Origin of the sequence: Thermocoleostomius sinensis A174, from assembly GCF_026802175.1 — a bacterium.
Classification (GTDB): Bacteria; Cyanobacteriota; Cyanobacteriia; order Elainellales; family Elainellaceae; genus Thermocoleostomius; species Thermocoleostomius sinensis.
Genome location: NZ_CP113797.1, coordinates 2,120,706 through 2,134,629, shown reverse-complemented (window position 1 = coordinate 2,134,629; position 13,924 = coordinate 2,120,706). Strand labels below are relative to the sequence as shown.

Genomic DNA, 13,924 nt, shown 5'->3' with positions numbered 1-13,924 from the left:
CCGAATTGGGCGTATGATCGCTTTGCATCACTCTTTGCATCAATTCCTGTTCATCCCTGCCGAAAAAACCGATCGATCGCGTCTGTGGTTTTGGCTGCTGCTGAGTTTGGCGATCGCCAGTATTTGTCCGGTGATAGCCATGCAGAAAGCCTTCAGTAGCGAGTTTGTGGTGCAGGACGATGCACGACAGCATGTATTTTGGATGAGCCGCTTTGCTGATCCAGGCTTGTTTCCAGGAGATTTAATTGCCGATTATTTTCAGTCAGTGGCTCCCTGGGGCTATAGCACGCTGTATCGAGCGTTTGCATGGCTAGGGATTGCGCCGCTGTTGTTGCACAAATGTTTGCCGATCGTTCTCTACTGGATCACCACGGTTTATGCCTTTGGCGCAACACTGCAACTGTTGCCGATTCCCTTTGCCGGATTTTTGACCACGCTGCTGCTCAACCAAAGCCTATGGATGCGGGATGATATTATTTCTGCTACCCCGGTGGCGTTTGTCTATCCGCTGTTTTTTGCGTTTTTGTATTATTTGCTGAAACGATCGCTCTGGCCCTGCTTAGGGACGATTGCGCTGCAAGGATTGTTCTATCCTCAGTGTGTGTTTATCTATTCCGGTGTGCTGCTGTTGCAACTACTGAAATGGCAATCGGGCAATTTGCGGTTATCGGACAATCGGCGCGATTACTGGTTTTCAGGCTTAGGCTTGGCGGTGGCGTTTTTGGTGATGTTGCCCTATGCGCTCAAGTCGTCAGCCTTTGGGCCCGTGCTGAGTGGGGCAGAAGCACGATCGATGTTCACCTTGTCAGAAATGGGGTGGTCGGCGTTTTTTAGCGATCGACCGTTGGAGTTTTGGTTCTGCGGTAAGCGGAGCGGCATGTTGCCGTTTGAATGGTGTACGGCCAATTCAGTTTTTACGCCGGAAGTCGATAATCTGCCGCCGAATCCGCTGCGGATGTTTCTGTTGCCGCATCTGTGGTTGGCGCTGTCACTACCATTTTTGCTGAAGTTCACCCGCTTGCCGTTGGTGGCGCTGGTTAGTCGTAAGGTGCGGGTGTTACCACAAATGATTCTGGTGTCTGTCAGTTTGTTCTTTTTGGCGCATGCGCTGATCTTTAAGCTGCATTTACCTAATCGCTACACCGAGCACAGTTTTCGGATTGTGGCGGCGCTGGCCGCAGGACTAGCATTGACGATTTTGCTGCAAGGCTTATTTAATTCGATGACACAGCGGAACGAACAACCGAAAAATCCAGTGATGTTAGCTATCACGGGAATCGTGGCGATCGGGCTATTGCTCTACCCGGTGCTGCTGCGGTTTGAAGATGTGTCGTTTCCGGTGATTCAATACTCGACGGGTCGCCACCCGGATCTGTATGCGTTCCTGTACCAACAGCCCAAAGACAGCGTAATTGCTTCGATCGATCGCGAAATCAACAACCTTCCCAGTTTTGCCCAGCGCTCGATTTTGGTGGGGGGGCGCGGCTTTGTCTTGCCCTATCATTTGGGCTACTATCAGCAGATTAGCCAACGCACAATTGATTTAATGCGGGCGCAATATAGCCCCAAGTTGACTGAGGTGCAGCAGTTCATTCAAACCTATGGGGTAGATCTTTGGCTACTGGAAGCGCGATCGTTTCGCCTAAATTACTTAGAAACCAATCCCGTGTTTCGAGAATTTGCCGATACCACCGCCGAGATTCGCCCGCGTGTGCGCCGAGCCGCCTTAGAACGAATGGCTGAGTCGTGTACGGTGTTTCAGAATGAAACCTTTACCGTCGTTGATGCCGTCTGTGTGCTGGGCGCTGAGTAGAGAGGGCCCGTTGAGTGAGGAGTGACGCATGAGCAACTTGTTAGAGCAGATTACATCGGCCAAACCTGCCCGATCGCACACAATTTTTTGGGTTTGCCTCAGTTTGACAATCGCAGTTTTATACGGACTATTAGCGCTGCAACAAGCGTTTGGCAGTGAGTATGTGGTGCAGGACGATGCGCGACAACATATTTTTTGGATGCGGCGATTTCTCGATCCAGCGTTGTTTCCCAATAACCTGATTGCCGATTACTTCCAATCCGTGGCTCCGGCTGGATACACGGGCTTTTACTGGGTGTTTGCCCAACTGGGCGTTGACCCGATGTGGCTCGCTAAAATTCTGCCGATCGCACTGGGGATCATCGCCGCCGCTTACGGGTTTGCCGTGTCCATGCAACTGTTGCCTATACCGTTTACGGCCTTTCTGTCGTCGCTGATGATTCAACAAGTGCTGTGGACGCACGATGATATCGCCTCCGCTACGCCCAGAGCCTTCATGCCCGCAATTTTTCTAGCGTTTCTGCATTACCTGCTGCGCCGCCAGATCTGGCCCTGCCTGATCACGATCGTTCTGGAGGGCTTGTTTTACCCACAGTATGTGTTTGTGTTTGCCGGACTGATTTTGCTGCAACCTGTACGTTGGCAAAATGGACGATTGGGGCTATCGGCCGATCGCAAAGAATACAGATTTTGCGCTGTGGCGCTAGCCGTGGCGGTTTTGGTGATGCTGCCCTATGCTCTATTCCACTCTAGTTATGGCCCCACAATCACTGCTGCCGAGGCGCGCACTCTACCAGAATTCAACCATCGAGGTCGCAGCCAATTCTTTAATGACGATCCATTGGCATTTTGGCTCTATGGCGAACGGAGTGGCCTGTTCCCCAACTTTCGCCCTGGCACATTGGCGATCGGATTCCTGCTGCCAGTACTGCTGGCGTTTCACCGCTACTTTCCCCTAACCCAACACCTCACTAAACATCTGCGGATTTTGTTGCACATCCCGATCGTGGCATTAGGATTATTCTTCATTGCCCATGCCGTGCTATTCAAGCTGCATTTGCCCAGCCGCTATACCGCTTACACCCTGCGCTATGTGCTGGCCTTTGCCACCGCAATCAGTGTGTCACTGATGTTAAATGCGTCGCTTCAGTGGATGCGGCAAACGTCTCAGGGGCGATCGGACTGGCAACGGGGGCTGGTGTGGGGCGTGGCTTCTGTTTTCACCTTGGCGCTGCTGATCTATCCCAGCACTATTCCCGACTTCCCAAAAACCAATTACCAAGTCGGCAAGGCCACAGGGCTGTATGAATTTCTCTCGGAACAGCCTAACGACACAGTTGTGGCCGGAATTCTGAAAGAAATCAACGATTTGCCCAGCTTCACCAATCGCTCGGTTTTAGTCGGGCGAGAATTTGCTATCCCTTACCACCTCGGCTATGCCAATCAGTTTCGTCAACAAATTAGCGATCTAGTGCGGGCCCAGTACAGCCTCGATCGGGCCGAATTAGCTAACTTCACCCAAACCTATAGCATCGATTTTTGGTTGGTCAATCGTCAGATCTTTAATGCTGATAACCTAGCCGATAACTGGGTGAAGCAATACCCCGATGCTCACCAAACCGCCCTGCAAAATCTAGAACAAGGCAGACCCGTGCTGAGGCGATCGATTCAGCGCTGTACTGTATTTGAAGAACGCTCCTTACTGCTATTAGATGCTCAGTGCACCATTCAATGATTTAAGGGAATTAAGTTTCATCCCAATTCCCAATTCCCGATTCCCGATTCCCTCCTCCCTCTCCCCGTGTAAGATCAAAAAGGATAAACAGAAAGAATTCGTTTAAACGCGCGTTGTTCTACATTATTGCCCTCATGGATATAGTTGAATTTTTCCAGCAAAGTGCTGGTAAGTGGTTCTCCCAACGGACAAGTCATCATCTAGCATTCAAGCAATCAGAATCCGGCAAGTCTGATATTGTGATTGAAATGATGGCCAAGGATGATCCAGCGGTGGTACAACTTTGTCAGCAGTATGAAGTTGATCCGGCGTTGGCGTTGTGCGGTGCTCGCGTCACGTGGAACGGCACAATGGAATGGGATGAGGAAAAGCATACAGGTTCAACCGTGCTAGTGCCGATCGCCGATCCTGACAAGCCCAACGAAGGCAAGCTGTTGCGCGATCAGGGCTATGCCGAGAAGGCTTCGGTAGCGGGACGGTATGTTGTAGGTGAGGATCAAGCGCTGACCTTGATTACCGAGTATGAAACCATGTATTCGGAAGAGCGGCTGTGGTTTGCTAGTCCCAATTTGCGCCTACGCACTAGCATTCTCAAGCGGTTTGGTGGCTTCAGCATGGCGTCTTTTTGCTCGGAAATTCGTATGGGGGTAACTCAGGCGGCAGACACGCAAGCGAGTTCCTCAGCTAGTTCTGCCACGTCTGCTAGTTAGGTAATACTAAATTAAAAATTGCGAATACGACCTACGCCAGATGAGACCTCTACCAACTTTGAGTCAAGGGAGGTACGGAGTAGGCGTAGAACCATCTGGTGTGCGTGCCACTGTTTGTTACGAACCCCTAGCTTTTTGAAATGCTCCCTACTTCTTGCGGGCACGAGCGAGCACCAAAGGCAGAGCAATTGCCAAAATTACCAATAGTATGACCCACACAAACCAAGGAACACGATCGGACGCTGCTTCACTCTCCGAGGGAGTAGCGATCGGGCTAGAGTCTGGTGTATCCAAAGCATCAGTCGAAGGTGAGGTCGGCAAAGCAGTCGATTGTCCGGCAGCTACGGTAACATTAAAGCGTAGTTCAAACGGTTCAAATCCCTTGGTCGTGTGGGGTTCACCTTGTAGTACTAGTTCATAGGCGCCGACTTGGGGAAAGGTGATCTCGGCTCCGGGCACATTTTCATATCCTTCTGCGGAGACGGGTTCTAGAGCAGGGACTTGTACTGGAGCCTCCCCCGATCGATAGGGCTGAGCATAGACGAAAAGCTGGCAATTACAAGCTTCTAGTGGAATCAGTTCGCCACCTTGGCGCGTCAATGCAAACCAAGCGAGGCTGGGAACTCCCGCACGCGGATTGTCGTTGGGTTCAATGTGGAGTGTGCCGCCAACTTCGCCCACAACTTGCACCTGATGCGCGATTACTGGAACTCCCGTGCCGACTAGTGCCATGATCGCTCCTACTGTCCCTAGCTTGATCGCCATTTTGTTTCGCATCACCTTCTTTCACCTTATTTCTGTTCTTCAGTTCTGCTCTTCGACAGTAGGTTTGCGCCGTGTCCGCAGCCATCATCAGCCCGCTTAGTCAACCCCAAACCAAGGCGTGGCGGTACATAATAGGACTCCAGCCCTAGCCGAAACCAAAGCCATTGGGTTCGCAGCAGCAGCACACCCAGCACAATTGCCACTAGCCCGATCGTACAGCCCCAGTTCCACTCAGTGGGTTGCAATCGTCCCAGATAATGGGAACCGACCAAGATACAATGAGCCGTGCAGAGCAACAGAGCCGGAACCGAGAGAAGATGAATCGATCGCCATAGAGAGCCTAAGCGCTTTTGGGCCCAATCAAAACTTGTTAATGCGGCCGGAATCATGCACACGAAGCCCATGCCTCCGAGACCAATTCCCCACTGATGCTGCGGTAACATAAACCCGATCGCCCGCAGATTCCAGCCCCAGCTATGCTCAACCATATGCAGTAGATGGGCCACAGAGAGAACAAAGGCCCCTACCCCTAGCGCACGACGCACCTGTAACGGAGCCGACCAGATGCGACTCATGGGTCGAGCAATCAAAGCTAGCATCAGGCAAAGCAGGGCCGCGTGTCCGGTGTAGTCCACCATCGTATCACCCGTTCGCAGCAGGGTCAGGACACCGATGGCAATTGTGATCCAACCACCCAAGCGAAACAACTGACTGCGTCGATCGCGACTGAGTGCCGACGCCGATACCCCCACACTCCACATCGCTGGAACCGTGCCCAGCCCAAATGCCAGCATAGTCAAGCCCCCCCGCCACAGTTCACCCGTTTCTGCTGCTTTAATTTGCGCTGTATATAAAAAGCCACAGGGAATCAAGCCCCACGTCATGCCCAGTAAGGCGGGTGTCCACCAGCGGCTCTGCAATGACATGTTCACCATCGCTCGATCAAGGCGATCGTGCAGGCTCCTCTGCGCCATTGGATTTAAAACCGGCAACGATGGCAACCAGCCCGGCTTCACTTGCGTTAGCCCTAGCCAAATTAACATGCCACCCGTCACCAGTGACATAATCCGTCGAAAGGGACTGCCTATGCCTGCCAATTGCCCACTTGCCAGCAACACCGACCCTAGCAGCCCAATCCCAGCCCCCACCAAGGCATAGCTGAGAATGCGTCCCAGGTTAAGCCATAAATGAAACTGTGCCTGTTTCCAAAACGTTGACGATTGCGGCTTCTGAGATAGCGAAAAGGCAACTGCGATCGGGCTACACATGCCCACGCAATGCCCAAAACTGCCCAGAAAGCCCAAACTTGCAACCAGTAGCAGATCCAGCATTGTTTACCCGTTCGACAGCAAAGGATAGGCATGTCCGCCTTACCATCCTGCCTTATTGTTGAGCAGGGCGATCGATTGCGTCAAACGACAGCCTGTCAAACCAGCGATCGCCACCCTATAGGCTTTGCATAGTTAGGCTCGAAGATAAAAGTGTCCGGACTATTGGAATTACTTCGCCGTTTTAGGAGAAGGCTAGGGTGAGGACTGCAAGCAGCGCCAGCCCGAGAATCATACTTCTGTTCAGCAACGCCCACCTAGAGTTTTAGATGAAGTGCTAATTCGATCGTCGCTGTTTCTGTGGGTTTACCGTATGCTGAGGAAGCGGTGTTGAGCCGGGTTGAACTGGATCGAAGGATCAATACACCTGGGTGGGAGGATTGACTGAAAGTGATCAAGAATGAAACCAATACTGGAACGATCGGAATTTTGGGAACTGGTTTGATGGGCTTGCCCATGGCCCAACGGTTGCTGACCGCAGGGTTGCCCATCGTTGCCTATAACCGCACCATCGCCAAACTCGAACCCCTGCGATCGACCGATGCCACCATTGCCCAAACCGTACCCGACTTGCTGCAATCATGTTCAGTCGTGATCACGATGATGACTGATGCGACTGCTATTCAAGAAACGCTACTATCGGATGCTGCCCGATCGCACTTGGCCGATCGCACTGTGATTCAAATGGGCACGATCGCCCCCAGTGAAAGCCGTCAACTTCAGCAAGCAATCACTGCGGCGGGGGGTGATTACCTAGAAGCCCCTGTATTGGGTAGCATTCCTCAAGTGCAGCAAGGTAGTTTGCAAGTTATGGTGGGGGCATCGCCAGAACAGTTTGAACAGTGGCGATCGCTGTTGCAAGCATTTGGCACACCGCAACTAATTGGCCCCGTTGGAGCCGCAGCCGCCCTGAAACTCGCCCTAAATCAACTGATTGGTTCCCTCACCACAGCCTTTGCCCTTAGCCTAGGATTTGTGCAACAGCAAGGCGGCAATGTTGATACATTTATGCAAATTCTGCGCGACAGCGCCCTCTATGCTCCCACTTTCGACAAAAAACTCCAGCGCATGGTAGATCACGACTATACCAATCCCAACTTTCCTACCAAGCATTTGTTGAAAGATATGAATTTGTTCCTGCAAGAAGCGACGATCGCAGGCTTACGGGTTGACAGTTTAGACGGAGTGCGTAAAATCTTGGAGATAGCTTGCGACGCGGGTTTGTCCGAGTCTGATTATTCCGCTTTGTTTGAAGCCGTAATTGGAAAGGATGAAGCCTAACCCCCAACCCCATATGCTCTAAGACTCAACCCCTAACTCATACGACCATGACGACTCAATCGCAAACAGAAATCACGATCGATCGCACTCCTAGTTCAGAACAGCTTGAACAATTCGGTGTATTTAATTGGCCAATTTGGACGAAAGAAGTATCTGAATTTCCTTGGACCTATGATGAAACTGAAACCTGTTATTTCCTCGAAGGGGATGTAATTGTGACACTAGTGAATGGAACTCCGGTGCGCATGGGTAAAGGAGAGTTAGTGACATTTCCAGCAGGCATGTCTTGTACCTGGAAAATTTTACAACCTGTACGGAAGCATTATCGCTTTGGTTGATTAGTCGATGAGTTCAAACCAAGCAACACTCAATCTATTCTTTAGAGAACCCTCCAGTAACGCAGATGGTAAAACCGCTTAATCGTTGGGAGACAAAGTACGACAAAAATCTCTACGAATACGATTTGCACACAGTTCTACAGCCGCCATCTCGTTCAATTGCGCTGCCAACCGACAATTCGCTTGAACCCGTTGTTGCAATGGCAGGCATTAACCCATTACCTGGCGATCAACTGGACTTGGCCCATCAGGGCCATCCAGGCATGAAACTAGTTGAAGAGATTTTAACAGCTAACTATCAGGCGCAGTTAGCTGATTTTTTGCGCGATCGATCGGTGTTATTAAATCTAGTCACCAATCAACTATTTCAGCACTTGTTAAAGATTTATCGGCACAAAGTTGAAACACTGATTCAAACGGACGGCATCGACGCTATCGATATCAGCTTGCCCCACTTTAAATTAGTCACTCATCGCAGTCAGAAACACAAAACTTTAGAATTGGTGTTTGACGATCAACAGATAAAAAATTATCTAAGAAAATCACTGGCAGATTTTTTTAATCATACTCAGTTTTGGCACGAATTAGCGAAAACGATCGGAGTTAATTTAGTTCTACAAACAATCGCTCGTTTAGAAACTAAATTAGGTACACAAACATTCGACACCTTGCCGCCAGAATCGCTGGTTCGATCGGTCAAGCAAGAGTTAGCTAGTTTAGATGCGTCAGTCCTGCTGGAGCAGCTTAATTTCTTTGTGCAAGTGTATGTTCACGATATTACGCGCAATATCATTCAAGGATTTCATCTTCCTACCTGTTCTCCACAAGAGATAGAAAAGCTGTTGGGATTGCGGCAACGCCCTGTCGCTAGCTCTCACACTAGTCTTAGTCTTGATCCCGTTATCTTAATGCCAACCGCAATTCCGATCGCCAGTAGCATTCGTGCTCAACTACGACCCGATTTGTGGCAACAGAGTGACGCTGCCCTAGCAGTCTTTCGATACCGAAGTAAGACTAATCCTAATAACTATATTGAACACTACATTACGAATTTGGGAGATGTGGCTCTGTTACCGTGGGAGGCCGCCGAACAAATCATTAATAAATTTGGATTTGATACCGTCAAATTACAACTGATTTTTGCGGCGCGCGCAATGGAAGAACAGGAACCGTGGAATAGTACCTTCACCTTGAAAGCGACAGACATAATCCGCTATTTGGGATGGGATCGCAATCACAGTACCAGCTTACCGGAAAAGCGCAATGCTGTAGCCAGCACGGCTCATGCTCTGTCGTGTTTGCTTGTGAAGTCAGTGTGGGTGGAAGGTCGGGGCAAACGTACCGTTGATGCCAGTACACCGATCGGGCGCATGTGGGACGTGTTGATTGATCCACATGGTCAAATCGACTGGGTGACAGGAAAAATTGAGCGTCCTGATGAGGTGTATATCACGGTTAGTCCCGGCTTATGGACAAAGCATTTTCTCAATCGAGCCGGCAGTAAGGCCAAAGAAGCCCTATATCAGTTTGGCTATTTGGCCAAAGACATTCTGCGGATTGATCCGTACCACAATGAGATTGCGTTACGACTAGCGATTCAACTCACGCTAGATGCTCGTGTTCGCGTTCGTAACCAAAATCCTTATGACTATCGCGTTTTAAGCTTATTGGAAGATGTATTACCCAGAACCGAAATTGACAAAGCTTTGCTGGATAAGCACAAAGCCAGAGACTTAAAAAGTCGGTGGAACAATGCGCTGAAACTATTGATGAATTTGGGTTGGCAAATTGAGTTTGATCCAGTCACATATCCCGATTGGCTACAACCCAGCAGTATGGCTGCCAAACCAGATGATTGGCGCAAGATCAAAGTGATTGAGCGGCTACTTCAAGCAAAATTAACGATCAAACCTCCCCATCCGATCCCCAGTCTCCTGGCAAAAATCACAGAGCCTAAAGTTCCCAGACGTCTGGAATCCGCCCCTCGAAATGAACTCATAGGAGCACAACTTCGAGAGGGACGCGAAAAGTTAGGTTGGAGCCGAAAACAACTGGGAGGGTTTTTGAACATTAGCGCTGATTACATTGGTAAGCTAGAGCGGGGCGATCGCATGATTCCGACTGAGTTGGAGCCGCGCCTGCGTCGGTTATTGCATTTATAGCCGATTGCATTTATGGCCGATCTTTGTCGCCGCTCGTTGCAACCAAGCTATCATCCTCGACTATCACCAGTCGTCCGCCGCCGCTAGCTGAGGTTTTTATCGATTTAAATTAAAATCACCATTGCATTAAATATCATCCGTTGGGGTTTCGATCGGCGGCTCGGAAGGCTGGTCGGCAGGGGCTTTCTCGAACAAAATACGATACGTGAAGCTAGGATGAGTCTGACGCAGAATCCTCAGATGGGCCTCTGCATCTGTCCGACGCCGAAATCGAGCCACTACAGTAGATTGAGCACCATGCACCGAATGGACGATGCACCAAGGATAAAGCTGATCTCGGTAAGCCATGAGTCGTTCTCCGATTACCTCAGGTAGTCATGGCACCCTGATTCACTTGGCATTGTAACCGAGACCTACAAACTTCCTAAGTATCGTGGAATATATATAAGCGGGTTTTATCGAAGGTTATTGCCGGAATTGTCGCCGATCGCTGCGATAGCGAAGATACTCTGCCAGAAAAGCCAAGGCTCCTGAAAACAAGATCAGCACCACACTCAAAGCATTAATATCGGGTTTCACTCCCGTGCGCACACGGCTAAAGATTTCCATGGGTAAGGTATTGGCTCCCCCTCCAGCGGTGAAGCTGGCAATCAACAGATCGTCCATGCTCAGCACAAAAGCTAGCAAACACCCTGAAACAATCGCGGGCATGAGTTCAGGCAACAACACTTTGATGAACGCTTGCAGCGGAGTCGCTCCTAGATCCAACGCCGCTTCTTCCAGATGGGGATTGAGGTTTGCCAACCGCGACGACACCACCACCGCAATATACGCCAAGCAAAACACCACATGCGCTGCCACGATCGTCCAAATGTTTAACCGAACACCCAGCGTCGCCAAAAACACCAACGTTGCCACAGCGATCGCAATATCAGGGATAATCAAAGGTAAGTATGAGACGCCACGATAGACTCCTTTGCCAAAGAAGCGGTATTTGGCTAATCCTACCGCCATCATCGTGCCCAGAATTGCCGAAACCCCCACCGCACAAAACGCTACAAACAAACTGTCTTGCAACGACGATAGAATGCGCGAATCATTCAGCAGACTTTCATACCAGCGCAGACTGAACCCTTCCCAACGCGAACTATAACGCGACGCATTGAAACTGTAGAATGCTAGCACCAAAATTGGGAAGTACATAAAGCCGAACAGCAGCAGCGTCACAATCATCTGCCAGGAAGTTCGTTTGGTTAAAGCGGGTTGAGACATAAGTGAATGGGGATTAGGGATGGGGTGCTGGGGATTAGGAGTTGAGGTTAGGTGCTGGGTGTTAGGGATTAGAGGACTAGAGGTTTTTCCTAGGTATGGCTGAATCGAGATCTAAGTCTGACCGCCCCCCTCATCCTCGCTCTCTCCCAACCGGGCGAGGAAGCGATCTGGCTCTCTACTCCCTCCAGAAGCAGGGGTGGGGAGCAAGGCAACTCCGACTTGAATGCAGCCACGCCGTTTCCTGTTCCCGACTCCCGATTCCCTATTCCCTAACTCAGGCTACTGTTTCGATCGCCATATCGCAACAACAGCGCGATTGCCAAACTGACAGCCAAAATCATAATCATGCTGAGGGCAGAACCAAAGCCCCAGTTGCGTGTTGCGCCCAAAAACTGGTTATAAATCAAGCGCGACATGGTCATACTAGAAGCGCCGCCTAGTAGTTCTGGAACTACGAAATCACCGACGCTGGTAATGAAAACAAGGAGACACCCTGCGGCAATTCCGGGTAAGGTTTGAGGCACAGTAATTTTCCAAAAGGACTGTTGAGGGGTAGCTCCGAGATCAGCCGCCGCTTCCAACAGACGAGTGTCTAGCTTCTCTAGGGAAGCATACAGAATTAGCACCATATAGGGTAAGAAACTGTAGGCCATGCCAATGAAGACCGCAGGGCTTTGATTCAACCAATTTTGAGTGGGCAAATGCAGTGCCGCCAACATAGAATTCAGCACCCCACTGGGTCGCAAGATGGTGATCCAGGCGTAGGCCCGCAGCAGCGACGAAGTCCACAAAGGCAAAATAAACGCCACCAACAACAAATTACGCCAGTGTTTGGGAGCCATGAGCGCAATCCAGTAGGCGACGGGAAAGCCCAGCAGCAGACACAGCGTCGTTGCTCCCAGGGCAAAGTAGATCGATCGCCCAATGACTTGAAGATAGGTAAACTGAAAAATATCGAAATAATTTCCTAAGCCATAGGCTCCAGCCGCTTGGCCTAGACGAAAGCCGGGAATTAGGCTTAGCTCTAGAATCAGCAGCGCGGGCAGCACTAATAACAACAATAGCCATACTCCGGCTGGGGCCAATAGCACAAACGGCTGCACCAATCTCGACAGTTTTTGCGTCCAAGACGACCTAAATTTGGGTTGCTCTGTAAGAGGAGAGGTAGGGGTAGTGGTAGACATGTCAGCTAGCTGCTGGTTAATTGCGTCCAATAGCGATCGTACAAATTAGCGGCTTCTTGAGGTAGGGGGGCCAATCCTTGGCATTTGGCTAAGATGTCGTCGGGCGGAAATAGATTGGTGTTGCTCTTGAGGTCGGCGGATAGCTGCTCAAACACGGCTTGGTTAGGAGTGGCAAACTTCAATCGTTCGACTAATCCCACCGAGTTTTCTGGAGCTAGCATAAAGTTGATCCACTCATAAGCAGCAGTTGGATTGGGAGCCGTCTTAGGAATGGCGATCGTGTCTGTCCATAACGACGTGCCTGTAGCTGGCGTGATGTAGGTCAAGTTAGGATTTTCATCGGCCAAGGCGATGGCATCTACCGAAAACACCTGTGAGATGGTTGTATCTCCGTTGGATAACTGATCTTCCCAGCCAAACGACATGAAAGCAGCGATCGCGGGTTTTAGATCGACCAGGGCTTGATAAGCGGCTTCAATCTCAGCCGGATCAGTGGAATTAATCGAGTAGCCCAAGTGCATCAACACGCCGCCAAATACCTCGCGCACGTCATTCAGCAGGGTTACTTGTCGCGTCAGGGCGTTGGCGTTCTCGAAGACATACTCCCAGCCTTGCACCGTTGTTCCGGTTTTGTCTGGATTGTACATAAATCCGGTTGTTCCCCAAGCCAATGGTACACTGTGAGCATTATTGGGATCATAGCCGGGGTTGCGCCACTGAGGTTTGAGTTGATCTAAGCCGCTTAACTGAGTGTGATCGATCGGCAGTAGCATCTCCGCATCCACCATCTGCGTCACCATGTAATCCGAGGGACAGATGATGCTGTACTGATTGCCACCGCCCGCCTGCAACTTGGCCAGCATCGCCTCGTTAGAATCGTAGGTATCGACGATCGGCTTGATGCCTGTTTTGGTTTCAAATGCTTGCATCACGTCCGGATCAATGTAACTGCTCCAACTATAGATATAAAGCGTTTTATTGTCAGCGTTTGCAGTTGAAGTCGCGGTTAGTGACCCCTCTGTGGCATCATCCGTACCAGTTGTACCAATGCTGCGAGCGCAATTGCTGAGAATGATGCTAGAGGCAGCGGCGGCAGAACCCAAGAGAAAACGGCGACGGGTTGTAGCTGAAAATCTGTTTGCCAATCGCCACTGAGGCGATCGAGAGGTTTGGGGAGGCATAGATTACACCCTCACGGCATGAAACGACAATCTGTAAGCTAGTCGATGAGCTAGCCATACTAGTCCTACTGAGCCATAGTTACTAACCGAGTGAGGTATTCTGTCATACGACTTGAGCAGGATCAGGAGTAACTTGTATCGATATTCAACTAGAG

At 50.4% G+C, this 13,924-nt stretch carries 12 protein-coding genes; 6 read left to right on the top strand and 6 right to left on the bottom strand.

All coding sequences use genetic code 11. From position 1 onward, the window contains the following. Nucleotides 1-13: 13 nt before the first annotated feature. The 3 genes from OXH18_RS09250 to OXH18_RS09240 all read left to right on the top strand — a co-directional run bounded on the left by OXH18_RS09250 (nt 14) and on the right by OXH18_RS09240 (nt 4,258). Nucleotides 14-1,813 (top strand): hypothetical protein, encoded by a 1,800-nt coding sequence (locus tag OXH18_RS09250; protein WP_449369402.1) that lies wholly within the window; start codon nt 14-16, stop codon nt 1,811-1,813. Nucleotides 1,814-1,841: 28 nt separating this feature from the next. Next, entirely contained in the window at nt 1,842-3,548 is a 1,707-nt protein-coding gene (locus OXH18_RS09245) for a hypothetical protein (RefSeq protein ID WP_268612286.1), read from the top strand. A 134-nt stretch (nt 3,549-3,682) separates the two neighbouring features. Beyond that, the gene (locus tag OXH18_RS09240) at nt 3,683-4,258 is read left to right on the top strand and encodes a phycobiliprotein lyase (RefSeq protein ID WP_268612284.1); all 576 of its coding nucleotides are present in this window, start codon (nt 3,683-3,685) and stop codon (nt 4,256-4,258) included. Between the two features lie 147 nt (nt 4,259-4,405). Here the strand turns inward: OXH18_RS09240 and OXH18_RS09235 are convergent, their stop codons facing one another. Together OXH18_RS09235 and OXH18_RS09230 are read right to left on the bottom strand one after the other, a co-directional pair. Beyond that, nucleotides 4,406-5,035 carry a hypothetical protein gene (locus OXH18_RS09235; protein ID WP_268612282.1) on the bottom strand — a complete coding sequence of 210 codons (630 nt, stop codon included), beginning with the start codon at nt 5,033-5,035 and terminating at the stop codon, nt 4,406-4,408. 14 nt (nt 5,036-5,049) lie between these two features. Next, nucleotides 5,050-6,354 carry an urease accessory protein UreH domain-containing protein gene (locus OXH18_RS09230; protein ID WP_268612280.1) on the bottom strand — a complete coding sequence of 435 codons (1,305 nt, stop codon included), beginning with the start codon at nt 6,352-6,354 and terminating at the stop codon, nt 5,050-5,052. Nucleotides 6,355-6,795: 441 nt separating this feature from the next. Between OXH18_RS09230 and OXH18_RS09225 the strand changes: the two genes are divergently transcribed. From OXH18_RS09225 to OXH18_RS09215, 3 genes are all read left to right on the top strand, one after another. Beyond that, a complete protein-coding gene (locus OXH18_RS09225) occupies nt 6,796-7,632 on the top strand; it encodes an NAD(P)-dependent oxidoreductase (RefSeq protein WP_315874695.1) in 837 nt (278 codons plus the stop codon). Nucleotides 7,633-7,679: 47 nt separating this feature from the next. Continuing rightward, a complete protein-coding gene (locus OXH18_RS09220; protein WP_268612276.1) occupies nt 7,680-7,970 on the top strand; it encodes a cupin domain-containing protein in 291 nt (96 codons plus the stop codon). Between the two features lie 65 nt (nt 7,971-8,035). Next, nucleotides 8,036-10,132, top strand: coding sequence for a helix-turn-helix domain-containing protein (locus OXH18_RS09215; RefSeq protein WP_268612274.1), 2,097 nt, complete (start codon nt 8,036-8,038; stop codon nt 10,130-10,132). A 126-nt stretch (nt 10,133-10,258) separates the two neighbouring features. On the opposite strand, the gene OXH18_RS09210 is transcribed toward OXH18_RS09215, so the two are convergent. From OXH18_RS09210 to OXH18_RS09195, 4 genes are all read right to left on the bottom strand, one after another. Then, on the bottom strand, nt 10,259-10,480 hold the full coding sequence (locus tag OXH18_RS09210) for a hypothetical protein (RefSeq protein WP_268612273.1): 222 nt from the start codon (nt 10,478-10,480) through the stop codon (nt 10,259-10,261). 117 nt (nt 10,481-10,597) lie between these two features. Next, nucleotides 10,598-11,404, bottom strand: a complete 807-nt coding sequence (locus OXH18_RS09205; RefSeq protein ID WP_268612271.1) for an ABC transporter permease — start codon at nt 11,402-11,404, stop codon at nt 10,598-10,600. 269 nt (nt 11,405-11,673) lie between these two features. Then, entirely contained in the window at nt 11,674-12,588 is a 915-nt protein-coding gene (locus tag OXH18_RS09200; RefSeq protein ID WP_268612269.1) for an ABC transporter permease, read from the bottom strand. A gap of 5 nt (nt 12,589-12,593) precedes the next feature. Continuing rightward, on the bottom strand, nt 12,594-13,769 hold the full coding sequence (locus OXH18_RS09195; protein ID WP_268612267.1) for an ABC transporter substrate-binding protein: 1,176 nt from the start codon (nt 13,767-13,769) through the stop codon (nt 12,594-12,596). Nucleotides 13,770-13,924: the final 155 nt, after the last annotated feature.

Coding starts and splice junctions, on each gene's coding strand:
- OXH18_RS09250 (WP_449369402.1), top strand. CDS start 14: ATGATCGCTTTGCATCACTCTTTGCATCAATTCCTGTTCATCCCTGCC.
- OXH18_RS09245 (WP_268612286.1), top strand. CDS start 1,842: ATGAGCAACTTGTTAGAGCAGATTACATCGGCCAAACCTGCCCGATCG.
- OXH18_RS09240 (WP_268612284.1), top strand. CDS start 3,683: ATGGATATAGTTGAATTTTTCCAGCAAAGTGCTGGTAAGTGGTTCTCC.
- OXH18_RS09235 (WP_268612282.1), bottom strand. CDS start 5,035: ATGCGAAACAAAATGGCGATCAAGCTAGGGACAGTAGGAGCGATCATG.
- OXH18_RS09230 (WP_268612280.1), bottom strand. CDS start 6,354: ATGCTGGATCTGCTACTGGTTGCAAGTTTGGGCTTTCTGGGCAGTTTT.
- OXH18_RS09225 (WP_315874695.1), top strand. CDS start 6,796: ATGGGCTTGCCCATGGCCCAACGGTTGCTGACCGCAGGGTTGCCCATC.
- OXH18_RS09220 (WP_268612276.1), top strand. CDS start 7,680: ATGACGACTCAATCGCAAACAGAAATCACGATCGATCGCACTCCTAGT.
- OXH18_RS09215 (WP_268612274.1), top strand. CDS start 8,036: ATGGTAAAACCGCTTAATCGTTGGGAGACAAAGTACGACAAAAATCTC.
- OXH18_RS09210 (WP_268612273.1), bottom strand. CDS start 10,480: ATGGCTTACCGAGATCAGCTTTATCCTTGGTGCATCGTCCATTCGGTG.
- OXH18_RS09205 (WP_268612271.1), bottom strand. CDS start 11,404: ATGTCTCAACCCGCTTTAACCAAACGAACTTCCTGGCAGATGATTGTG.
- OXH18_RS09200 (WP_268612269.1), bottom strand. CDS start 12,588: ATGTCTACCACTACCCCTACCTCTCCTCTTACAGAGCAACCCAAATTT.
- OXH18_RS09195 (WP_268612267.1), bottom strand. CDS start 13,769: ATGCCTCCCCAAACCTCTCGATCGCCTCAGTGGCGATTGGCAAACAGA.